We start from the raw sequence: 22,207 nt of genomic DNA on the forward strand, positions 1-22,207 counted from the left end.
CATAGTCGTTGGGGACGTTCTTAAATGACTAGTCGTTAAAGAACGTCCCCAATGGCTAACTAGCCGTGGAAGCGGGCTATGGGCGCAAGCGGCTGCTCGCGAAAGACGCGCTCGACGGCGGCGCGGTATTCGTCGACCTTTTTGGTCTTACGTACGAGCTTGTGAACGGTAGTGGGGTCGGCGAAAGCGCACTTGGCGTAGAACCACCACTCCTTCATGCGAAAGACCGCGTTACCGCCAATCTCTTCTGCATAGGCAGCAAACAGCGTGTCATGGAAACGCTGCAGCTCGGCTGCCGTGGCAGCAGGACCGCCGTTGACCATACGAGCCAGCGCGGGGTTCGCAAGCAAGCCACGCCCCAGCATCACATGGCGTGTACCGGGATAGGCCTCAACCAGCGCGTCCATATCCTCAAGATCAAAAATGTCACCGTTATAGGCGACCGGAAACGGCGCGCGCTCCAGCGTTTCGCCATAGAACTCCTTGCGCGGCGTGCCCGTATAGCGGTCCTTTTGCACGCGCGGGTGCACGATCAGCTCTGCCAACGGTATGCGGCAATACAGATCGAGCACGCGCTCATACTCGTCATCGCTCTCCAGCCCCAGCCTGGTCTTGACCGATACCGGCAACGGCGAGCGTTCGCACACGTCGCTCAAGAACACCTCAAGTTCGTCGAGATTACGCAAGAAACCCGAGCCCTTGCCCTTGGCGACAACCGTCCCCGAGGGGCAACCCAAGTTGAGATTGACCTCGCGATAGCCCATGTCGGCGAGCACCTGTGCCGCCCACACAAACTCGTCCGCGTTCTTGGACATCAGCTGAGGCACTACGTTAAGCCCCTGGTTATTGGCAGGATCGATCTCCTTAAACGCCTTGCCGCCAAAGCGGTTGCCCGCCCGCGGCGGCGGCAAAAACGGCGTGTAATAGCAATCGAGTGCGCCGAAGCACTCCGCATGCACGCGACGGAACACATGCCCGGTAATCCCCTCCATAGGGGCAAGCGAAAGAATCATCTACTCTTCTCTCATATCAACGGATGTGACAAAGGAACCGCCCCCTTGTTACATGCATTATGCCTTGTGCTCCAGATGATTCACAAGGCAGAGGCAGCAGCTTGACGATAATCACCCTTCCATCCGGCGCCTCATGCAACGAAGGTGAATGGTTTTCCGCGAAGTGAACGAGTGAAATCGGACCCTCGATGCATCGACACTTTTGGAAGGCCAATTCCTGCGGTTTTATCACTCAAATCCTGCGGTTTTAGCGTCGAAAAACGTGGGTGCTTCAGGGGCCCAAATTAGGTCGTTCACTTCTCGGGAAACCATTCACCTTCGATTTGCTGTTTGTGGGCATCGCCAGCGGCTTCATGCTCCAAAAGACGACGTTCGCGATCAAACGATCGCCAACAGCACGCTGTTGACCGCTATGTATGAACAACAGACATCCTCCACTCATCTATACTCAAGAGCGTGTGCGCATCGCCCAAAAACGATGAGAGTCGAGGCCCCCATGCAGCAGCTCACCGAACGAGAAAAGAAACGCATCCAGCGGTACTGCATGTACCCCAAGATCGCAGCGACCGCACTCGTCATGTCGTTCGTAGCATGCCTGTTGATGTTGCCGCTCCAAATGATCAACGATATCGCGTTCCACCAAAAGGAATTCCAACCCGCGGGCATATATACCGCCATCGCACTCACCGTAATCGAGCTCGCCATCTTTTGCTATTGCGCCCTTGCACCACGCTTTGGGATGCAGGGCAAACAGTGGAAGGAGCTGCAGGGCAGGCTTGCGGTAGCCCAGACCAACAAGGACCGTTCCGCGGAGGTCGCCGGCGTGCTTGCCACGCAAGCTGCCGGCCGCCTGCTCAAGAACAGCGATAACGATCTCGCGCGCAACCTGGGCGGTGCCGCCGAGGTCGCCAGCGCCGTGGGGGCAGTCGCCACGGCGGCAGATGTGCTGGCCGAGACCTCGAGCAATGCCGAGGCCATGGCAAACGCATACGGTGTGACGATTCCAAGCGTCAAGAAGCAGATCATAGCTCTCGCGGTGTTGCCCGCCATTGTGCTGCTTGGCGTCTACATCCCTCAGTTTGTCCAGGGAAATAACGAGCTTCAGGTAAGAAAGGCTGCAGCCGCCGAGCAGCTCGCCATCGCGCAAGATGCCTTGGAGCCCGTGTGCGAACGCGTCGCGGCAGACGACCCATACGAGTCGTATCACGACTACGGCTACCGCATTATCGGCTATCTGCGCGATAATGACCTCGGCGCTCAAGCAGTCTATGTCTACCTTTCTTTTGATGCAGACGGCATGCTCACGGACGTCGATTACACCAGTCAGATCGACCCCGAGGCAAGCCCCGCAGACAACCTCGCCCGCGCCGAGCAGGATATCGCGACGCTCTGCGCCCCGCTCAACGGGTTGGACATTTCCGTTGCCACACCGGACCTCCTCACGCCATGCAGCCTGTCGGATGAATTTAAACAGGCATTTTTAGCCGGATCCCTATATGAAGAAATCAGCATCAAGACGGAGGACGAATCTATCAAGTCGTACTACACCTTTGACACCGAGCCCAAGGAAGAGTTCGACGAATACACCCACCCGGAAATTAGGCTCATGCTCTCTGCAAAGAAGAACTAAAGGCTTACGCCCTAATTGCCGCTCGCAAACATCGTCTATATCTCGAGGTCTAATACTTTTCCAAGAAGTGAACGACCGTTTTTGGACCCCCGAAGCATCGACATTTTCTGACGCCAAAACCGCAGGATTCAACAATCAAAACCGCAGGAAATTGCATCTCAAAAGTGTCGACGCTTCGGGGGTCCATTTTGACTCGTTCACTTCTCGAAAAAGTATTAGACCCCGATTCCGCAAGGCCCTCAATGTGACAAAGGGACCGTCCCTTGTCACATTATTCAGAGCGCAGGGCCTCCACGGGATCCTTCCTGGACGCGCTGCGGGCGGGCAGCAGACCGGCAACGACCGTCAGTAACACCGAAATCGCGATGAGCACCAGCGCATCCTGCACGGGCAGGCTCATCAGATTGGGTACCTGTTTGGCAGCAAGCGCCCAGGCATTAACCGGAAAGCTCACGGCCATCACAACGACAATGGCAAAGACGCCGGCGATAAGGCCCTCGATAAAGGTCTCGGCATTGAATACGTTGGCCACGTTGCGCTTCGACGCGCCAATCGCGCGCAGGATGCCAATCTCCTTTTTGCGCTCCAGCACGCTGATGTATGTGATGATGCCGATCATGATGGAGCTCACGACCAGACTGATGCTCACAAACGCGATGAGCACCAAGCTGATGGTGTTCACGATGTCGGTCACCGAACCCATGATGATGCCCATGTAGTCGGTGTACGAGATTGCCTGTTCATCGTGACCAGCGGCTTTGACCTGCTTGTTGTACGCATCGATGTGATCGAGTACGCGCTCCTTGGCCTCAAAGTCGCGCGGGAAAATCTTGACCGAGATGGGGTCGGCCTCGTCCGCATAGCCCAACGTGGTCAGATTGTTATCGTAGGTGAGCTTCGACGCCTTGGCATAGCTCATCATGAGCGAGCTCAGGTCCTCGGCGTCCATGTTGAAGTGAATGGCATGAGCAAAGGCACTCGCATCCACGCGCATGGCGCTCGCCAGGTTGGCAAAACTCGACGACATCCGCGTCGCCATCTGGCCCATGAGCCCTGCTGCGCCTGCCTTGAGCTGAGCTGACACCGTCGCCGCAATCTGATCGCTGATCGACTTCATCACCTGGTCCATAGCCTGCTGCAGATACGGAGCCAGCTGCTTTTGCACATAGTCGGTCATCGCCCGCTGCAGGCGCTCGGCCAGGGCATCGCCACCGAGTGCCTTGAGCTGGGCCAGGATTTGCTGGGCTGCCGTATCACTCTCAAGATACGTCGAGAACGCGGCGGCAAGCTTTGACGCGTCCTTAAGATCATCGGGTGTCAGCGCCTTAAACTGATCAGACTGCAAAAAGCCCTCAAACAGCTGGTTGGCAAGCGTTCCCACCTGCTGCATTTGCTCGGGCGTGAGTTCCAGACCGTCAAAGACGCCCGAGAAATCTGGGGTTGGCGCTTTGGCCATGATGTCGCCAAAGTCGATGTCCCTACCAACGCCCGAAAGGTCAATATCCAGCCCGGACAAATCAAGACCCGACAGGTCCATACCGCCGGCAACACCCGAGAGCGCAGACGCATCGAACGAGAACGCGCTCTTGAGCGCCGCCTCGTCCACACTGAACATGCTGCCCAGATCCACGCCTTGCTTGGCCTCGCCCTGCAGTTCATCGAAAGACTTGCCCGTAAAGACATCCGTCTCGGGATGCGCAAGCTGCTCTTGCACAATCTGCGAATCGGCGGCGCGCTCCATAAGCCGGCGAGTCAGCGCATGTGTATAGGCAATGCCCGGAGACAATGCACTCGCATTGGCCGTCTCGTTAGGTCGCACCACGCCCACAATGCGCACGTCGATACCGTCGGCAACCTTGGCGGCCATAAAGTCGGCGTCGCCAGACATGTCAGCCCACATGCCGGTCTCTTCGTTTTTGCGATAGGCATCGGCCGGCGACAGCACCTTAAACGTCGTGGACAGCGCATCGTCGTAGGTAAAGTCGGTACCGGTCTCGGGTGCTTTGACCCCACCGTCGGCCGTCATAGCACTGTTAACCAGGTCGTTGAGCTCATCGATATCCAGCGCGCCGATGCTATAGAGCGTGTAGTCGCCCACCGTACCGCGGCTCGAAAGCACCATCACGGCTTCGTTGGCAGACGTGGGCCAATGACCGACGACGACATCGTACTGGCTGTCGAGCAGGCTCTGGTCGTCAATCATCTCGTTAAAGACCGAGGTTCCCATGGATTCCATGCTCACCGTTGCCGCCGAACTTGCGCCTCCGCTCATGGCCTCGGTCATAGCGTTGGGAACAAGCCGGACGGGCTTCTCGTCGCCCTTGCCGGCACGATAGACAACCGGCGATACACCGTAGCCGTACTGAATGGCGTTGACCTCTTTATCGATGCCGTCGCCACCGGCATCGAGCCATGCCTTAAAACTCGTCATGTCATTGGACTTAACGCTCGCAAACATATCCTTTACGGCCGTGACCACGGGAATCTTATCGGTTCCCTTAGCTTTGCCGCCGGCGCTGTCGTCGGACGAATCCACGTTTCCAGGCGAGCCATCATCCGCAGCCCCCTGCCCGCCCATCATGGATGACAGGTCGTAGTCCTGCTTGGAGATCGTAAGCGGGTAACTCGAGAGCGTATCCTCCTCGACCTTTTTGATGTAGTTGTTCACGCCATTGGAGAGCGCCAAGATCGCCGCGATACCGATAATGCCAATCGACCCCGCAAAGGCCGTCATGGCCGTACGGCCTTTTTTGGTCATAAGGTTTCGGGCAGAAAGCCCCAGCGCCGTCACAAAGCTCATCGAGGTTTTGCGCGTAGGCTTGGCCTCGCGGCGCGTGGCGTCAGCGACATCGAAAGGATCGGAATCGTCGGTGATCTTGCCATCCGCCAGATTGACGATGCGCGTGGCGTATTGGTATGCCAACTCGGGATTGTGCGTGACCATGATGACCAGGCGGTCGCGTGCAACATCCTTGAGCAAGTCCATGACCTGCACGGACGTTGTAGAATCCAAGGCGCCGGTCGGCTCGTCTGCCAGCACGATCTCGGGGTCGTTGATCAGGGCACGGGCAATCGCCACGCGCTGCATCTGTCCACCCGAAAGCTGGCTCGGGCGCTTGTTAACATGCTCGCCCAGGCCGACTTTCTCCAACGCCTCGCGCGCACGCTGGCGGCGTTCGGCATGTCCCACGCCCGTAAGCGTGAGCGCCAGCTCCACGTTTTCCAAAATGGTCTGATGCGGAATGAGGTTATAGCTCTGGAACACAAAGCCGATGCGGTTGTTGCGGTAGGCATCCCAATCGCGATCGTGAAAGTCCTTGGTCGATATGCCGTCGATCAGCAAGTCACCGGAATCGAAATGATCGAGCCCACCGATAACGTTGAGCATCGTGGTTTTACCCGACCCCGAAGGTCCCAGAATGGCCACGAACTCGTTATCGCGAAAAGACAGGCTTACGTTGTCGAGCGCCACCTGCGTAAACGACTGCGTAACGTACCTTTTGCAAATACCTTTGAGCTCCAACATGGACGGCAACCTCTCCCACGCGGGCGCACTTGCCCGCTCTCCCCCGCCGTTCGTATTCGACGCGTTTGTCCTACTCTATCCCCATTTTTGCCAGAGCCAGAGAGGAATGTAACGAAGCGCGCCAAAAAAACGAACGGGACGGCGCCCAAAAGAAGAGGTCCCGAGCGGGACCTCTATGTGGTGGAGCTTATCTTGAAAGGTAGCGGACTACTTCGCACAGCTACACACGATTCTCGCTACGCTTTACGCGTTTTCTACTACTCGCTATTTGCAATCGCCTGGTCGATAAGTTTGTTGAGTGCTGCGCGCTGCTCGGCGGAGCTGATGGCTCCCACGATTGGATCCCCTACGATGTTGCCATTCTGATCGATGACATACGTCGTCGGGAACGAGAACAGATTTGACGTAAACTTGCCAGCTTCGCTATCCGACTTGAACCAGATGTTCTTATATGTCACGCCCTTCTTGCTCAGCACGTCCTTGGCATCTGCAATCTCGCCCTTGTTGCCATCGAGCGTAAAGGAATTGACGCCCACGACCTGGCCGCCCTTCTTGGCAAGCTCCTTATTCAGGTCCTCAAGGTCGCCCAGCTCGCCCACGCACGGCTTGCAAGTGGTGAACCAGAAGTTCATGACGGTGACCTTGTTCTTGGAGAACAGCTCGTCGCTGCTCACGTCGTTGCCATCCAGGTCCTTGCCCGTAAAGCTGGGGAACTTCGTCGCCTCGCTCGAAGCATTGGCACCAGCCGTCATGCCAGCGGTCGAAGCGTCGACGCTCTCGCCTGCGCTCGGCGTGCTTCCACAGCCGGGGAACTCCTTCTCCAAGCTCTCGAGCTTGTCCTCGATCTCCTTGATCTGCTGTGCACCGGCCTTGAGCGTCTTAAGCTCATCCGCCGTGAACTCATCCTTGGCGCCGTCGATGGTCTTGAGCAGGAAATCGCCGTAATTGCTGCCGTCCTCAATCATTGCCGAGTCTTTATTTGCCGCATTGAATACCTTTTCCCACAGCGCGTTACCACTCGAAAAGATATCGTTCTCCTTTTGCATGAGTTTTGCATACAACTCGGCGGCCTCGTCGGCATTGGTCGGCTTCTGCGCAGTGAGTTCTGCGATCTTAGGATCGGGGCCCGCAGATTCGCTCGCATTGCCACCAGGCGCCGAACACGCCACAAGACACAAGGCCAGCATCGGCACCATAAACAGGGCCGCAATCTTAGAAAGCTTCATAGTCATTCCTCCGTTTTGTCGAAGCTTGTTTACTTTTTATCGGCGGTCAAGGGAAGCTTTTCCGCCGACACATCCAGGCCATAGCGATAGCTGATGGCATCGACGGGGCAGGCCCCGATGCACTTTCCGCACCGGATACATTCGGCATGATTGGGCGCGCGGACCACATCAACGTCCATCTGACAAACCCTTGAACACTTGCCGCACGAGACGCATTTGCATGCATCGACCCGAATCCCCAGCAGGGACACCTTATTCATGAGCGCATAGAATGCGCCGAGCGGGCAAATCCATTTGCAGAAGGGGCGATAGAGCAAAACGCTCAGCACTACCACGGCAATGAGAACGACAAGTTTCCAAGTAAAGAGCTGTCCCAACGCAGATCGAATGCCGGCATTGGCAATGGCCAGCGGAATGGCGCCCTCGAGCACACCCTGCGGACAGATGTACTTACAAAAGAACGGGTCGCCCATGCCCACGTCGTTAACCACCAAGACGGGTAGCAGCACCACGGCAAACAGCAACACGACGTACTTGATGTACGTGAGCGGCTTGAGCTTTTTTGTCGAAAGCTTTTTGCCGGGAATCTTATGAAGCAGCTCCTGCAGCCAGCCAAACGGACACAGAAAGCCACATACGAAGCGTCCCAGCAGCACGCCGAGCAAAATGAGCGTACCGGTAACATAGTAAGAAAAGTTGAACTTGGATGAACCTACCACCGACTGGAACGACCCGATGGGGCACGCACCCGATGCCGCGGGGCACGAATAGCAATTAAGTCCAGGTACGCAGACTGTTTTTCCCGCGCCCTGATAGATGCCGCCTTTGGCAAAGTTTGGCAGGTGAATGTTGGTGACCAGCGTCGCCGCCGCCTGAATGAGTCCGCGAAATCGGGCCAAAACATGCGACGCGGTGTTTGCTCTTTTATCCAATTCCGATACACTCCAAGCACAGCCTAATCGCTTTGGCCAGCACGGCATCCGCCTCGCCACGCATAACGCCAAAGCACACCATGGCAATTCCGACGATCAACAAAGCGACCTGTACCACGGGTTTTACCGCTTTGAACAACCTGACCACTCCTTTCGTTACGCGACCATTGGACCATACCGACTATAAAATCCGTGTTAAGCGCGATTTGGAATGTGCAAGGAGACTGTTATGCGAATTTTGATCGTCGAAGACGAACGAGCACTGTGCGATGCAATCGCGCGCAGCTTGCGAAACTTGGCGTACAGCGTCGACTGCTGTCACGACGGACAGGAGGCGCTCGACCTACTGGACGTTGAGGCCTTCGACCTCGTGGTACTCGACCTCAACCTTCCCCGTATCGATGGCATGACCGTACTCAGGGAACTTAGGAAAACTGACTGCGAGACCAAGGTGCTGATTCTGTCCGCGCGCGGCGAAGTATCCGATAAGGTCGCCGGACTCGATGCCGGCGCCAACGATTACCTCACCAAGCCGTTTCATCTGGACGAGCTTGCGGCAAGGATTCGCAGCCTTACCCTCAGACGCTTTACACAAAGCGACATAGTTTTAACCTGCGGAAAGCTCCGCTTTGACACCAAGGCGCGCATCGCTTCCGTGAACAGCGAGGCTTTATCTCTTACGCGCAAGGAAACGGGAATCTTGGAATACCTGATGCTTAATCAGGGGCGTCCGGTAAGTCAAGAGGAGCTTATCGAGCACGTTTGGGATAGCAGCGTGAACAGCTTTAGCAACGCAATCCGCGTTCACATCTCGTCACTCCGCAAAAAGCTACGCATCGCTTTGGGATACGATCCGATTCGCAATCGGATTGGAGAGGGCTACGTTATGGAGGATAGCGAATGAAAAGGCTTTCCTTGCAATGGCGCATAACGATTATGACGGCACTGCTCACGTGTGCGGCATGCGTGCTGACGAACTGCCTGGTCGGCTATACGGGCATGCGCTACATGGATGCCATCGGCAGTAACATCTCGGCCTTTAACGCAACCGGCGAAAATTCGCCCCAGGCGTTCGACCCAACGAAAGCGACCCCCGATGACAAGGTCACGATCGTCGTAAACGACGCACAGGAGTCTTTTGGCACGACAGCCTGGTACATCACGGCTGGAGTCACACTCCTTGGCGGCGCGCTGGCATACTTTGCGAGCGGCCGTGCACTCAAACCGCTACGGGCTTTTGCAGCCCAGGTTGAGCGTGTGCGGCCTGACAACCTAAGCGAAATCGGACTCAGTGAAGATGTGCCCACCGAGCTACAACGATGCAGTGCCTCTTTCAACGACATGATCGCCCGTCTTGGCGAAGGGTTCTCTGCGCAGCGTCAGTTTACCGGCAACGCCGCACACGAGCTGCGCACCCCGCTCTCCCTTATGCAAGCACAGATTGAACTATTCATCTCCGAGCACTCCGGTTTGCAACCCGAAACAGCCGAGCTGCTCGGCCTGCTACAAGAACAAACCGAGCGCATGTCTCGAATGACCAAGGTATTGCTCGAGATGAGTGAGCTCCGCAGCGTTCCTTGCGAGGACGATGTTGAACTTGGCCCCTTGTCCGAAGAGGTCCTCACCGACCTTGCGCCACTTGCCGAGAATAAGGACGTAACCCTCGATTGCGCCGGAGACGCTTTAGTAATCGGGAACGATGCGCTCCTCTATCGGCTGGTGTTTAACTTGGCCGAAAACGCCATCCGTTACAGCCGCCCCGGCTCGACTGTCAACGTCTCCATCTGCGACAACGACAGCCACGTGTTCCTGCGAGTCGAGGACCAGGGACCGGGAATACCCAAGCAGTACCGAGAAAGCATCTTCCAGCCGTTCTTTCGTCTAGACAAATCCCGCAGCAGGGCATATGGCGGCGCAGGACTCGGGCTAGCGCTTGTTTGGGAGATTGCAGCGCTTCACGGTGGCACGGTAGGGGTCGAAGCAAGTTCCGAGAACGGGACCACCATGCTCGTAAGCCTTCCAAAACGATCCGCAGCGTTAACCGAACAGTAAAACGAAAGGGGTCCCGAGCAACAGAGGTACAATTGCTGCATTGTTGCCACCCGATGGGAGATGGAAGATGGACTGCGATGGCTACCCGCGCATTCCCATGCCGTTGATGTGCACCGCCTTTGTGCCGGGGCAGATTGACGCTGCGGTTACAAGCATTTCCGACCCCGATTCACGCACCATCGCCACGGCAGAAGCGCTGTACTTTCGCGGACAAGCCATGCTCGCCGCCGAGGCAGCACGCCCCTATCTTGACGCCACCGACCCCGCACTGCGCTATTCCGCATGCCTTATCTGCGGATACGCCAGTCTGTCACTCAACCGTATCGCCGATGCTCGCCGTTGCCTTGTGGGCGGCCTCGATACGCCAGCCGACAAGGAATCGCCCGCCATCCACGCCACGCACATCCTGTTCGCCTCGGCCGCGAGCGTCCTGCTGCACTTGCCTTCCCCGCATTCCGCCGAAGAGTTTTATCCGCTTGCGGCGCATCTGCCCGAAGGCCTGCGCCTGTTCGCCAGCTACGTGATGGCGCATGCCCTGTACCTGCGCGGCGAATATGGCCGCAGTCTGGGCATGGCGGAAAACGCCCTGATCATGAAACAGGGAAGTTATCCCATCTCGGAGCTGTTCCTGCACTTGTCGGCTTCCATGGCCTGCATGAGCCTCAAGGACATCGACACCGCAAAGGCACACTTCGGAGCCGCTTGGGACGTTGCGCGTCCCGACGGCCTTATCGAACTCATCGGCGAACACCACGGCCTTTTGCAGGGGCTTATCGAGGCGTGTCTAAAAACGCGATACCCTGACGACTTCGCGCGCATCATCGAGATTACGTATCGATTCAGCTACGGTTGGCGGCGCATCCACAACCCCGATTCGGGCGAGGACGTGGCCGACGATCTAACGACCACGGAATTCACCATGGCCATGCTCGCCTGTCGTGGGTGGACCAACGCCGAAATCGCACGCCATATGGGAGTATCGCCGGGCACCGTCAAAAACCGCCTATCAGGAGTGTATGCCAAGCTTGGTATCGGAACTCGCGCCGAGCTGGTTGCCCACATGTTGCGCTAGCGGTCAGACTGCCCGACATATCGAAAGCGTCCCGGGGGCCCGACGCCTTCGCGCGCTCAAATTGGACATTTTGGCCATCGAACAGCACTACCGCCACGGGACACCTTCTCGCAAAGACAGCAACGTCCCCCTTACGGCAGTCGCTGCAGCACTCGCCTTGGCAGGCGCCGGCCTCGTAGCCTACAGCGCCCGCCGCACGGCACTCGAAACCGACACCGCCAATGAGGTCAATTCGGATAGGCCTCGCTAGCCCCTAGTTACATGTCATTATGAAAATCATGTCTGTCACTGCGCGCACGGTGTTCCGCTGTACCCGAAACCGCGCGAGGCACTGCTCCGCTTTTCGCACGCCAGAAAGGGCTGGCCCCGATAACTCGGAGCCAGCCCTGAGTCGTCTGACGTGGGGATCGCAGTCCGCTACTTGAGCTTCAGTGCCTCCATCATGGGCACGGCGGCGTCCCAATCGATCTTCCAGCCAATCGACACGCGGACGGTCTCGCCCGTCGCGGGAGACGTCGCAAACAGCGTATGGCCGTTGTCGGGACCGGTAAAGCGCAGCCACGTTATGCCGTTGTACTCGACCTGGTCGGTTGTTGTCTCCTTGCCTTCGTAGACCTGCTCTAGGCTTGCAACCTCTTCCTCCGGCGAACGCGGGAAGATACTGATGTGCAGGCGTCCTCCAGTCTCGTCGTGGAAGAAGTCTGCCTTTTCGTGCTCTTCGTTGGACGAATCCAGCGCGTACCCATCGGCAGCCTCGATACTGTACGATGCGCAATCGATGCCGGTCATATTGGCCGCATCACCAGAATCGGCCACACCGCCGGCAGCCTTGAACTCCTTGGTCTCGCATCCCGTGGTGTCAAAGTGCATGGCCTCATGATTCTTGGCGGGGGCGTAAGCGTCTACGAACTCGACAGTGATGGACCCGTAGTACGCTGTCTTGGGCGCCCAGAAATACACGTACTCAACGGTCTCGCCCGGGCCGATATCTGGCCTCTTGGAAAGATCGATGCCCTCGTGAAGCTCATCGGGAGCCTCGCTTGCAACGTAGTCGAGCACGGCCGCCTTGCCAGAAGTAAACAACGGGTCGCCTGCCTCAAGATCGCCCTGGGCAGCATGCACGTTAAAGGAGTTAAACGTCCTGTTCTTTGCATTGTTGTTGGTGATCTTGACGTGCAGGTAAAAGCCGTCCTGCAGCTTAGCGTCACCGCGATAGAACGTACCGTGAGCCACCGACTCATAGGTAATGCCAGCCACCTCGACCGTCTGCGAATCATAGGTCTTGGCCTTCTTGGACTTCTCCTGCACAGAGCCGTTCCCGCCCGAGCCACTCGGCGCATTGCCGCCGCAGCCAGCAAGCGTACACGCCAGCACGGCCGAAAGCATCACAGCGGGAATTCCTAACAGCAGCTTCCTTGTCACGGGCTTCATCATCCTCACCGCTCCTTTCGGCTTGCAGCTCATCCGTTGCCCGAGTCGCAAGTCGACTCCGTGACATCGGCTTCCACTATGAGCGTATGACGAAATGCGGCACAGGCGAAGTGACCCGTGGCCCAACTAGCAACCGCCCAGCATCCCCTATGGACCAAAAAGGCTCATATACGCACGCCCTCGGCCCATAAAATGAGACGCCTGTCCCAATGTTCGATTTGAGCCATCCACGCGGCACTTTTCGACAAACGTATCAAGCCGCAAACAAAATGAAGCGGGCTCATCCGTCTTCAAACTTACTCGGGCAGAAACGAGTAAGTGGAATTCATCGGTAAGGAGCGTGGGCTCACCCGCATTATTAAGAAGACCCTCAAGGCGCCCGAGCAGCGCAATGATTTAGATAGGCGTCCACCGCCCGCTATTCGACATCCGACCCCTCCCCCATCAGCCATCGGGCGAGGTCGACCACCTTAATCCCCTCATAATCAACAGCCTCGTGCTTTGTTCGCGCAATGACCATCTTGGGATACGCATCACGTATCGCAAGCAGAGGTGCCACTTCGCGCTCAAAGGTTTCCTGACGCGAAATGTCATCGCTAACTTGGATATACACTCGCTCATCGCGACGAATTGCCACGAAGTCGATTTCCTTCTTATAAAGCACCCCGATATAGATTTCCCAACCGCGTCTTAGGAGCTCTAAAGCGACCATATTTTCATATACATGCCCGAAGTCGAGTTTTTTAGTTCCAAGTTTTGCGTATCTGATTGCATGATCCGATAAATAGTATTTATCACCCGAAGCGAGGTACTTTTTACCGCCTACGTCATAGCGGCGCACTCGATAGAACGCAAAGGCCTGGCATAAAAATCCGAGGTACTGGGCGAGCGTTGCCACGGAAACGCGCGTTCCGGCAGCATCCAGCGCAGCCGCAATCCCACTAACAGAAGATATGTTACCGATATTGTCCATTAGGAAATCGCATGCACGTTCTAGTTGCACTTTGTTACGAACCCCATGCTTTTCTTCCACATCACGCAAAACCAAGACATCTAGCACGTTCGCAATATATCGATAGCGAGCTCGCTCGCTAGGATACAAATACGAGCCAGGCATTCCGCCCTCTCTCAAATATCGGTCAAGCGCTTCGTCCGGGTTATGAATTCCGTGATATGTCGAAAACTCAAGCAACGAGAACGGAAATACTTCGACCTCATATGTCCGCCCGCGAAAAAGCGTCGCCAAGTCACTCGAAAGCAAGAAAGCGTTGGAGCCAGTAACGTAGATATCGTATTTACCCGATGCATGAAGGCTGTTGACCGCTTTTTCGAACCCAACGCAAGTTTGCACCTCATCAATCATCACAATGTTATCGAGGCCCTCGCAATAGCTTTCCTCAACGTAGCGATGCAATGCTCGATAATCCGTTAGTTCCTCGAATTCGAGGAGATTGAAATTGATGCGGATAATATTGGCATCGGGGCCGGCCTCACGAATGCGATCGGCAAGAGCTTCCAGTAGAACAGATTTGCCGCACCTACGAATGCCGGTAATAACCTTGATGTCCGGCGTTCCCTTAGCGCCAAGAAGCGCTTCCATATATTGAGGACGTTCGATAATCTTCATATCATCACCGTTCTATTAAATAAAAGCTCTTCTGATTCGTTTTTGTTTAGTATATATGAGGTTCTACTAAATGGAATCAAATATCTATTGATTTCATTCAGCTATTTTTTCCAATATCGTATTATCAGTCTATATACTCCGAACGATTGTTCGATGGATTTCGTGTTGGTTGGAATCGCCTGTGGGCTGGGCTATGCTACCTTGACTATCTATATGACTTAAACGCAGCAAGGGAGCACCGAGAGAGCGAGTATGGCAAAAAACACCGCAAACTATGGTAACGACAGTATCCGCCAGCTCAAGGACGAGGAGCGCGTACGCCTGCGCCCCGCCGTCATCTTTGGCTCGGACGGACTCGATGGCTGCGCGCATGCTGCCTTCGAGATCCTGTCCAACGCCGTTGACGAGGCGCGCCAGGGCTACGGCAAGCTCATCACCCTTACCGCCTTTCGCGATGGCTCTATCCAGGTAGAGGACAATGGCCGCGGCTGCCCGCTCGACTGGAACCCTTCCGAGAAGCGCTTTAACTGGGAGCTCGTCTTCTGCGAACTCTACGCCGGCGGCAAGTATAACAACAACCAGGGCGGCGACTACGACTTCTCGCTCGGCACCAACGGCCTGGGCTCCTGCGCGACCCAGTATGCGTCCGAGTACATGGACGTCACGGTTTGGCGCGACGGCAACAGGTACTCCCTGCACTTTAAAAAAGGCAAGGTCGTCGGTGCCAAAAAGAAGGCACTCGAGATTGAGCCCAGCAACGAGAACCGTACCGGTACCACCATCAAGTGGCGTCCCGATCTTGAGGTCTTTACCTCCATCAGCATCCCCCACGATTGGTATCGCGAGACCATGCGCCGCCAGGCCGTGGTCAACGCCAACGTGACCTTCCGCCTGCGTATCGAGGGCGACGACGGCGAGTTCTCCGAAGAGGACTTCTGCTATCCCAAGGGCATCGAGGACTATGTTCTCGAGAAGGTCGGTACCGACTACCTCACCGAGCCCTTCTTTATCGAGGCCGACCGTCGCGGTCGCGACCGTGAGGACCTGCCCGACTACAACGTAAAGATCACCGCGTGCATGTGCTTCTCGCGCACCTTCATGATGCAGGAGTACTATCACAACTCATCGTGGCTCGAGAACGGCGGCTCGCCCGAGAAAGCCGCCCGCAGCGCTCTGACCAGCGCCATCGATGCCTACATTAAGCAACAGGGCAAGTACAACAAAAACGAGAGCGGCATTAAGTGGCAAGACGTCCAGGACTGCCTGGTACTGGTGACCAACTGCTTCTCCACCCAGACGTCCTACGAAAACCAGACCAAGAAGGCCATCAATAACCGCTTTATCCAGCAGGCCATGACGGCATTCTTTAAGGAACGCCTCTCGACCTACTTGATCGAGAACAAAGATGCCGCCAACAAGATCATGGAGCAGGTGCTCATCAACAAGCGCTCGCGCGAGAACGCCGAGAAGACGCGCCAGAGCATCAAGACCAACCTGCAGCAGAAGACCGACATGGCCAACCGTGTGCAAAAGTTCATCGATTGCCGCTCCAAGGACAAGAGCCGCCGCGAGATCTACATCGTAGAGGGTGACTCGGCAGCAGGCGCCATTCGCACGTCGCGCGATGCCGAGTTCCAGGGTGTTATGCCCGTCCGCGGCAAGATCCTCAACTGCCTGAAGGAGGACTACCCGCGTATCTTTAAGTCCGACATCATCATGGACCTCATGCGCGTGCTGGGCTGCGGCGTGGAGATCAAAGACAAGCGCATCAAGAACCTTGGCGCCTTTGACCTGGACAACCTCAACTGGAACAAGGTCATCATCTGTACGGACGCCGACGTCGACGGTTATCACATCCGCACGCTCGTGCTCACCATGCTCTACCGCCTGGTGCCCACGCTTATCGACGAGGGCTACGTGTATATCGCCGAGTCGCCGCTCTACGAGATCAACTGCAAAGAGAAGACCTACTTTGCCTACACCGAGCTCGAAAAGAACGGCATTCTTAAGGAAATCGGCGACCAGAAGTGCTCCATCAACCGCTCCAAGGGTCTTGGTGAGAACGATCCGGACATGATGTGGCTCACCACCATGAACCCCGAGACGCGTCGTCTGATCAAGGTGGAACCCGAGGACGTCACCAAGATGGAGACCATGTTCAACCTATTGCTGGGCAACGACGAGGCAGGCCGCAAGCGCCATATCTCCGAGCACGGCAAGGAATATCTGGACCAGCTAGACCTGCAATAGCAGCAAATCGATAACGACGGCCATAAGAAGTTCAAGAGGAAATCGTGGCAAAGAAGAAGACGAAAACCCAGCCAAAGAAAAAGCAGGTCAACGCCGAGAACGTCATCGGCCTGCACTCCGAGGTCACTGACCAGCCGATCACGCAGACGCTCGAGGTCAACTACATGCCCTACGCCATGAGCGTCAACGTCTCGCGTGCATTCCCCGAGATCGACGGCTTTAAGCCCTCGCACCGTAAGCTGCTTTACACCATGTACAAAATGGGTCTGCTCAAGGGCGAGCGCCAAAAGAGCGCCAACATCGTGGGTCAGACCATGAAGCTCAACCCGCACGGCGACGCCGCGATCTACGAGACGATGGTGCGTCTAGCCACCGGCAACGAAGCGCTGCTCGCCCCCTTTGTGGAGTCGAAGGGCAACTTTGGCAAGTACTATTCGGGCGACCTGAGCTACGCCGCCTCGCGTTACACCGAGGCCAAGCTCTCCCCCATCAGCGCCGAGATCTTCAAGGACATCGACAAGGACCCGGTCGACTTCGTTGACAGCTACGACGGCGCCATGAAGGAGCCGCGCCTGCTGCCCACCACGTTCCCCAATATTCTGGTTTCGGCCAACAAAGGCATCGGCGTCGCCATGGCATCCGATATCTGCGGCTTCAACCTCAACGAGGTCTGTACTGCCACGATGCATTACCTCAAGGATCCCGACTGCGACCTGCTCGAGTATATGCCCATGCCCGACTTCTCGACCGGCGGCGAGATTATCTACCGCCGCGAGGAGATGGAGAAGATCATCGAGACCGGCCTTGGTAGTTTCCAGATTCGCTCCCGCTGGCGTTGGATCCCCGAAGAGCGCATCATCGAGGTCTACGAGATTCCCTACACCACCAAGACCGATGTCATCATCGAGCGCATCGTCAAGCTCTCCAAGGAAGGCAAGGTCAAGGAGATCGCCGATATCCGCGACGAGACCGACCTTTCGGGCCTGCGCATCGCCATCGACCTTAAGCGCGGTGTCGACCCCGACAAGCTCATGGCCAAGCTCTATCGCTCGACCACGCTGCAGGATTCGTTCTCGTGCAACTTCAACGTGTTGGTCGATGGTTACCCTCGCGTTATGGGCGTGCGTCAGATCCTGCACGAGTGGGTCAAGTGGCGTATTGAGTCCACGCGTCGCCGCATTAACTTTGACCTGGGAAAAAAGTCCGAGCGCCTGCACCTGCTGCACGGCCTCGAGGCGATTCTGCTCGACATCGACAAGGCCATCGCCATCATCCGCGGCACCAAGCTCGAGGCCGAGGTCGTACCCAACCTTATGACGGGTTTCGACATTGACGAGACGCAGGCCGAGTTTGTTGCCGAGCTCAAGCTCCGCAACATCAACGAGGAGTACATTCTCAACCGCACCAAGGACATCGCCAAGCTTGAGGGCGAGATTGCCGAGCTTGAGGAGATTCTCTCCAGCGAGGAGAACATCAAGAAGGTCATCAGCGACGAGCTGGCCGCGGTCAACAAGAAGTACGTGATGCCGCGCCGCACGGGCAGAATCGAGCCCCATGAGGTTATCGAGGTAAGCTTGGAGCCCGAGGTCGAGGAATACCCGGTCACCATCATGCTCTCGCGCGATGGCTACCTTAAGAAGATGACGGATCGCGTGCTCAAGAAGGCGACCACGCTCAAGTACAAGGACGGCGACAAGCCCTTTATCGAGTTCCCGTCCTCCAACACCCACGAGCTGCTCGTGTTTACCAACAAGAGCCAGGTGTACAAGTGCAAGGTTGCGGCATTTGAGGACACCAAGTCGGCACAGCTGGGATCGTACCTGCCGACCGATCTTGAGATGGAACCCGACGAGAGCGTCATCTGGGTCATCGACCCCGAGGACTACAAGGCCGATGTGCTGTTTGTCTTTGAGAACGGTCGTGTGGTTCGCGTCGCACTTTCTGGATACGTTACCAAGACCAACCGCAAGCGCCTCAAAAACGCCATCTACGGCGGCAGCAAGCTGCTGTATGCCCAGGTGCTCAAGGAGGACCGCGACATCGCGCTGGTCTCGAGCGACTACCGCCTGATGAACTTCAACACGTCGCTGCTCAAGACCAAGACGACCACCAACACGCAGGGCGTCCAGGCCTTTACGGCCAAGAAGGGCCGCTCGGTCACCACCGTCGGCACAACCGAAGAGATTCTTGGCGCCGGCGTCTCTGCCGAGAAGTTCACCGCGCAGAGTCTCCCCTCCGCCGGCGCCCTCATGAAGGAAAACGACATGCCGAGTTTGTTTGACTAGGACGACGGCAACGAGATCGTTAGATACTTCGCAAAGCGACGAGGCCCGGAACGCAACGGCATTGCGCCCGGGACTCGTCGTTTTTCTTCTCAACTATTTTTTAACGCAGATAAATTGATTTCTGCTTATTTTTCTGCGTAAAAAATGTCAGCGCCACTGCTTCGATGCCCTTTGGTCAGTCGTTAGCAAAACTTGCAAAAATTAGCAAAACTTGCAAAGGAGCTACCGTGGAGTACAGCAAGAACCCCTTTACCCCGACGTTCGGAAGCGTCCCTCCCTTTCTAGCGGGTCGCGAGCATATCCTGCGTGACATCAACCGTGGCTTTATCAACGGCCCGGGAGATCCCAACCTGTCGACCATTTTTACTGGCGCAAGGGGAACGGGCAAGACGGCGCTTCTCTCGCTCCTTTCAGAAACGGCGCTTGAACACGACTGGATCGCAGCAAATGTCTCCGCCATGCCAGGCATGCTCGAAGATATTATCGAGCGAACCAAAGAAGCCGCAGATAGCTACCTCTCACAGCCTCACGCGCGCATAAACGGTGTTCAAATTGGCCCAGTGGGCATCGATTGGACATATGCTCAAGAGGCTCAGGGCAACTGGCGCACGCGCATGAATGGCATCTTCAGGCAACTCGAGAAGCATGGCATCGGGCTTCTCTCGAAACGACCTATCGGGAGCTTTCCGATAAAGACATTGAGTTTTTGCTCGCGATGCTGCCCGATTCTGGCCCCAGCAGGGTCTCGGAGATAGCCAAACGCATGGGCGTCGCCAGCAACTACGCAAGCCAATACAAACGCCGCCTCCTGGAGGACGGCGTCATTGGAGAGCGCGGGCGTGGTCTCGTTGGCTTTGACATTCCCGCGTTCAGGGAATTCTTGAACGAGAAGGCGTTTTAGCACGCCGGAATTGTCCGCGGAAGCATCAACGCATGGCAATCAGCATTCCTCTTGATAAGGATAGCAAGCATTTTCCACCAACACCGATTGCCATGCGTTCTTCTTGTCCTTAGGCGAGCTTGCGAGCGAGCTCTCGCACCTCTTCCAACTTGGGCGACGATGCCATGCTATCGCGCTCGGTCATACCGCTGATGGTGATAATGCCTTGGTCCTCCCACTTGCAGTACGCGCAGGTTGACTTGTACATAGCGATCGCCGCATCATAGACGCCTTCGCTGTGGCTATCGAGCAAAAGGGCCGTCTTGGTGAACGGGAAGCCCGTGGCACCGAAGGCGTACAGGCGGTCGATGGCGGCCTTCTCCTGCGCAGTGATATCAAACCAGTAGATAGGCGAAGCGAAGACGACCATATCTGCGTCTTTCATTGACTCGATCACGTCGGCCATGTCATCCTTCTGCACGCAAGTGCCCTCATGGGCGAAGCAATACTGACACCCCAGGCAACCAGCGATTTTCTTACTGGCAACGCGGATGACCTCGACCGTATGGCCGGCCTCGCGCGCGGTCTCGGCAAACGCCTCGACCATGGTGTCGGTATTGGCGCCCTTGCGCGGGCTACCACTCAATACAACGATATTCATAGGATTCCCCTCTTTCATGCCGCAGGCGCACGTTGATTCGGGACAGGTCTTCGTTAGCACCCTCGTAGCGGTTTTCCGCCCCCTAAGCAGAGCGTCCGCTACGAAACGACCGTCTTGTAATAAGCGCCGAAGTCTGCGAGCGAGTCCATGATGGGCATCATCTGGCGGCCGAGCTCGGTAAGGCCATACTCAACGCGGGGAGGATTCTCGCCATAGTCATGGCGAAAGACCAGCCCATCATCCTCCATCTGCCGCAGGCTGTCGGTAAGCACCTTCTGAGAGATCCCCTCAAGGCTGCGGCGCAACTCGTTGAAACGCCAGGGGCGTACGCGCAAGTTACGGATAATGAGCAGCTTCCACTTGCCGCCAATGAGCGTTACCGCCGTTGCGACCGGACACTCCGGAAGCTCCTCTTTCGCCATCACGGGAGACCCAACCTCCTTGACCATACCGGTTTCACAAAAAAGTACGCAGTTACAAATATGTGCGTACTCGTATTTGCATTCGCCTTCGCGTTGAATATAACTCACGCAGGAGATGCCTGCAAGGTACATCAACCCCAAGAGAGGAACCATTATGGCTAATTATGCAAGGACCCACATCGGTAATGAGAGCCGTGTCGAGCTGCACGAAGTGCTCGGGCTTACCGGGGCAGAGGTGAGTGTCAACAATCTTCCCGCCGGCGCTGGCGTTCCGTTCGTCCATGCACACAAGGAAAACGAGGAAATCTATGGCGTGCTCGAAGGCGCCGGCTCGGTCACGATCGACGGTGAGGAAATCGAGCTTGCAGCCGGCGACTGGCTGCGCATTTCCCCCGCCGCACACCGTCAGTTCCGCGCCGCATCCGACTCGGGCATCACATACGTCTGCATTCAGGTCAAGCAGGGATCCCTTGATGCCTTCACGGCCGACGACGCTATCATGTTCTAATTCGCGATCGGTGTGCAAGGGGCCGATACCGCCCGCATGCCCCCTTCGGAATAGGCGCTGAGCAGCTCCTGGGCGTGGGCGAACTCGGGCCCTCGCCTCCAACCGAGCAGGCGGTTGACCGCGAGATTTCCCTGGACGTTGTGAACGAAGAGCAGATAGGCGTCCTCGCGCGAGAGCCCGGTCTCCTCCATGATCGAGGGAACCATCTGCTCAGCGCCGCGCTCGACGACGCGCTGTGCCACCCGGGCGTATGCATCGTCATCCGAGTAGAGCAGATAATAGTCATCGTTTGCCGGCGGGCGCTGGCAGAGAGCCTCCGCCTCCGTTCCCTCAAGCGGGGGCGCCGCCGCCAGGGCCTCGTCGATAAGTGCATCAAGCAGCGCGAACTTGTCCTCGTAGTGCAAATAGAACGTGCCGCGGTTGATATCGGCACAGCGGCAAATATCCGCCACCGTCATCTTCGCGAAGCCGACCTCGGCCAGCAGCGCAAAGAACGCCTCCCGTATGACCGAAAGCGTATAGCGTCGGCGACGATCGATCTTCCCCGATTCCATGGCCCCTCCAATTGCAGCGCTCAACAATATCCAGAAGCCGCTCGTTTATCGACAGCAGCTCGAAACTGTTCATTGCTCTGACGCAAATCAACACTGATACTTTTTATAGACACCTGTTCATTGTAGTTGAAAGAGAGT

The 22,207-nt window shown here is 56.6% G+C and carries 18 protein-coding genes; 8 read left to right on the top strand and 10 right to left on the bottom strand.

Going from position 1 to position 22,207, the window contains the following annotated elements; all coding sequences use genetic code 11:
* Positions 1 to 59: 59 nt before the first annotated feature.
* Positions 60 to 1,013, bottom strand: coding sequence for a tRNA-dihydrouridine synthase family protein (locus AAAX36_RS01565; protein WP_349073764.1), 954 nt, complete (start codon positions 1,011 to 1,013; stop codon positions 60 to 62).
* Positions 1,014 to 1,509: 496 nt separating this feature from the next.
* On the opposite strand from AAAX36_RS01565, the gene AAAX36_RS01570 reads away from it, so the two are divergent.
* Positions 1,510 to 2,643 carry a hypothetical protein gene (locus AAAX36_RS01570; protein ID WP_349073765.1) on the top strand — a complete coding sequence of 378 codons (1,134 nt, stop codon included), beginning with the start codon at positions 1,510 to 1,512 and terminating at the stop codon, positions 2,641 to 2,643.
* Positions 2,644 to 2,914: 271 nt separating this feature from the next.
* On the opposite strand, the gene AAAX36_RS01575 is transcribed toward AAAX36_RS01570, so the two are convergent.
* The 4 genes from AAAX36_RS01575 to AAAX36_RS01590 form a co-directional block, all read right to left on the bottom strand.
* On the bottom strand, positions 2,915 to 6,169 hold the full coding sequence (locus tag AAAX36_RS01575) for an ABC transporter ATP-binding protein/permease (protein WP_349073766.1): 3,255 nt from the start codon (positions 6,167 to 6,169) through the stop codon (positions 2,915 to 2,917).
* Between the two features lie 257 nt (positions 6,170 to 6,426).
* Positions 6,427 to 7,395, bottom strand: a complete 969-nt coding sequence (locus AAAX36_RS01580) for a TlpA disulfide reductase family protein (protein ID WP_349073767.1) — start codon at positions 7,393 to 7,395, stop codon at positions 6,427 to 6,429.
* Between the two features lie 29 nt (positions 7,396 to 7,424).
* Positions 7,425 to 8,327: a 4Fe-4S binding protein gene (locus tag AAAX36_RS01585; RefSeq protein WP_349073768.1), complete on the bottom strand. Its 903-nt coding sequence runs from the start codon at positions 8,325 to 8,327 to the stop codon at positions 7,425 to 7,427.
* Positions 8,320 to 8,466, bottom strand: a complete 147-nt coding sequence (locus AAAX36_RS01590) for a CD1871A family CXXC motif-containing protein (protein ID WP_040219972.1) — start codon at positions 8,464 to 8,466, stop codon at positions 8,320 to 8,322. The genes AAAX36_RS01585 and AAAX36_RS01590 overlap by 8 nt, the downstream gene beginning before the upstream one ends.
* Before the next feature lie 90 nt (positions 8,467 to 8,556).
* On the opposite strand from AAAX36_RS01590, the gene AAAX36_RS01595 reads away from it, so the two are divergent.
* From AAAX36_RS01595 to AAAX36_RS01605, 3 genes are all read left to right on the top strand, one after another.
* The gene (locus AAAX36_RS01595; protein WP_349073769.1) at positions 8,557 to 9,231 is read left to right on the top strand and encodes a response regulator transcription factor; all 675 of its coding nucleotides are present in this window, start codon (positions 8,557 to 8,559) and stop codon (positions 9,229 to 9,231) included.
* Positions 9,228 to 10,379 (top strand): ATP-binding protein, encoded by a 1,152-nt coding sequence (locus AAAX36_RS01600; protein WP_349073770.1) that lies wholly within the window; start codon positions 9,228 to 9,230, stop codon positions 10,377 to 10,379. The genes AAAX36_RS01595 and AAAX36_RS01600 overlap by 4 nt, the downstream gene beginning before the upstream one ends.
* A gap of 67 nt (positions 10,380 to 10,446) precedes the next feature.
* Entirely contained in the window at positions 10,447 to 11,451 is a 1,005-nt protein-coding gene (locus AAAX36_RS01605) for a LuxR C-terminal-related transcriptional regulator (RefSeq protein WP_349073771.1), read from the top strand.
* 417 nt (positions 11,452 to 11,868) lie between these two features.
* Here the strand turns inward: AAAX36_RS01605 and AAAX36_RS01610 are convergent, their stop codons facing one another.
* Together AAAX36_RS01610 and AAAX36_RS01615 are read right to left on the bottom strand one after the other, a co-directional pair.
* Positions 11,869 to 12,885, bottom strand: coding sequence for a hypothetical protein (locus AAAX36_RS01610; protein WP_349073772.1), 1,017 nt, complete (start codon positions 12,883 to 12,885; stop codon positions 11,869 to 11,871).
* 415 nt (positions 12,886 to 13,300) lie between these two features.
* Positions 13,301 to 14,509: an ATP-binding protein gene (locus AAAX36_RS01615; RefSeq protein ID WP_349073773.1), complete on the bottom strand. Its 1,209-nt coding sequence runs from the start codon at positions 14,507 to 14,509 to the stop codon at positions 13,301 to 13,303.
* A 252-nt stretch (positions 14,510 to 14,761) separates the two neighbouring features.
* On the opposite strand from AAAX36_RS01615, the gene AAAX36_RS01620 reads away from it, so the two are divergent.
* The 3 genes from AAAX36_RS01620 to AAAX36_RS01630 all read left to right on the top strand — a co-directional run bounded on the left by AAAX36_RS01620 (position 14,762) and on the right by AAAX36_RS01630 (position 19,799).
* Complete coding sequence (locus AAAX36_RS01620; RefSeq protein ID WP_195919730.1) at positions 14,762 to 16,759, top strand: toprim domain-containing protein; 1,998 nt, start codon at positions 14,762 to 14,764, stop codon at positions 16,757 to 16,759.
* Between the two features lie 44 nt (positions 16,760 to 16,803).
* Positions 16,804 to 19,044, top strand: coding sequence for a DNA gyrase subunit A (locus tag AAAX36_RS01625; protein WP_349073774.1), 2,241 nt, complete (start codon positions 16,804 to 16,806; stop codon positions 19,042 to 19,044).
* Positions 19,045 to 19,271: 227 nt separating this feature from the next.
* Positions 19,272 to 19,799 carry a hypothetical protein gene (locus tag AAAX36_RS01630; RefSeq protein ID WP_349073775.1) on the top strand — a complete coding sequence of 176 codons (528 nt, stop codon included), beginning with the start codon at positions 19,272 to 19,274 and terminating at the stop codon, positions 19,797 to 19,799.
* A gap of 255 nt (positions 19,800 to 20,054) precedes the next feature.
* Here the strand turns inward: AAAX36_RS01630 and AAAX36_RS01635 are convergent, their stop codons facing one another.
* On the bottom strand, positions 20,055 to 20,585 hold the full coding sequence (locus AAAX36_RS01635) for a flavodoxin family protein (RefSeq protein ID WP_349073776.1): 531 nt from the start codon (positions 20,583 to 20,585) through the stop codon (positions 20,055 to 20,057).
* Between the two features lie 98 nt (positions 20,586 to 20,683).
* The gene (locus tag AAAX36_RS01640) at positions 20,684 to 21,010 is read right to left on the bottom strand and encodes a helix-turn-helix domain-containing protein (RefSeq protein WP_349073777.1); all 327 of its coding nucleotides are present in this window, start codon (positions 21,008 to 21,010) and stop codon (positions 20,684 to 20,686) included.
* Between the two features lie 151 nt (positions 21,011 to 21,161).
* Between AAAX36_RS01640 and AAAX36_RS01645 the strand changes: the two genes are divergently transcribed.
* The gene (locus AAAX36_RS01645; protein ID WP_195568526.1) at positions 21,162 to 21,515 is read left to right on the top strand and encodes a cupin domain-containing protein; all 354 of its coding nucleotides are present in this window, start codon (positions 21,162 to 21,164) and stop codon (positions 21,513 to 21,515) included.
* On the opposite strand, the gene AAAX36_RS01650 is transcribed toward AAAX36_RS01645, so the two are convergent.
* Positions 21,512 to 22,069, bottom strand: coding sequence for a TetR/AcrR family transcriptional regulator (locus tag AAAX36_RS01650; RefSeq protein WP_195568524.1), 558 nt, complete (start codon positions 22,067 to 22,069; stop codon positions 21,512 to 21,514). The genes AAAX36_RS01645 and AAAX36_RS01650 overlap by 4 nt on opposite strands.
* Positions 22,070 to 22,207: the final 138 nt, after the last annotated feature.

Origin of the sequence: Collinsella sp. CLA-ER-H10 (assembly GCF_040092475.1) — a bacterium.
Lineage (GTDB): Bacteria > Actinomycetota > Coriobacteriia > Coriobacteriales > Coriobacteriaceae > Collinsella.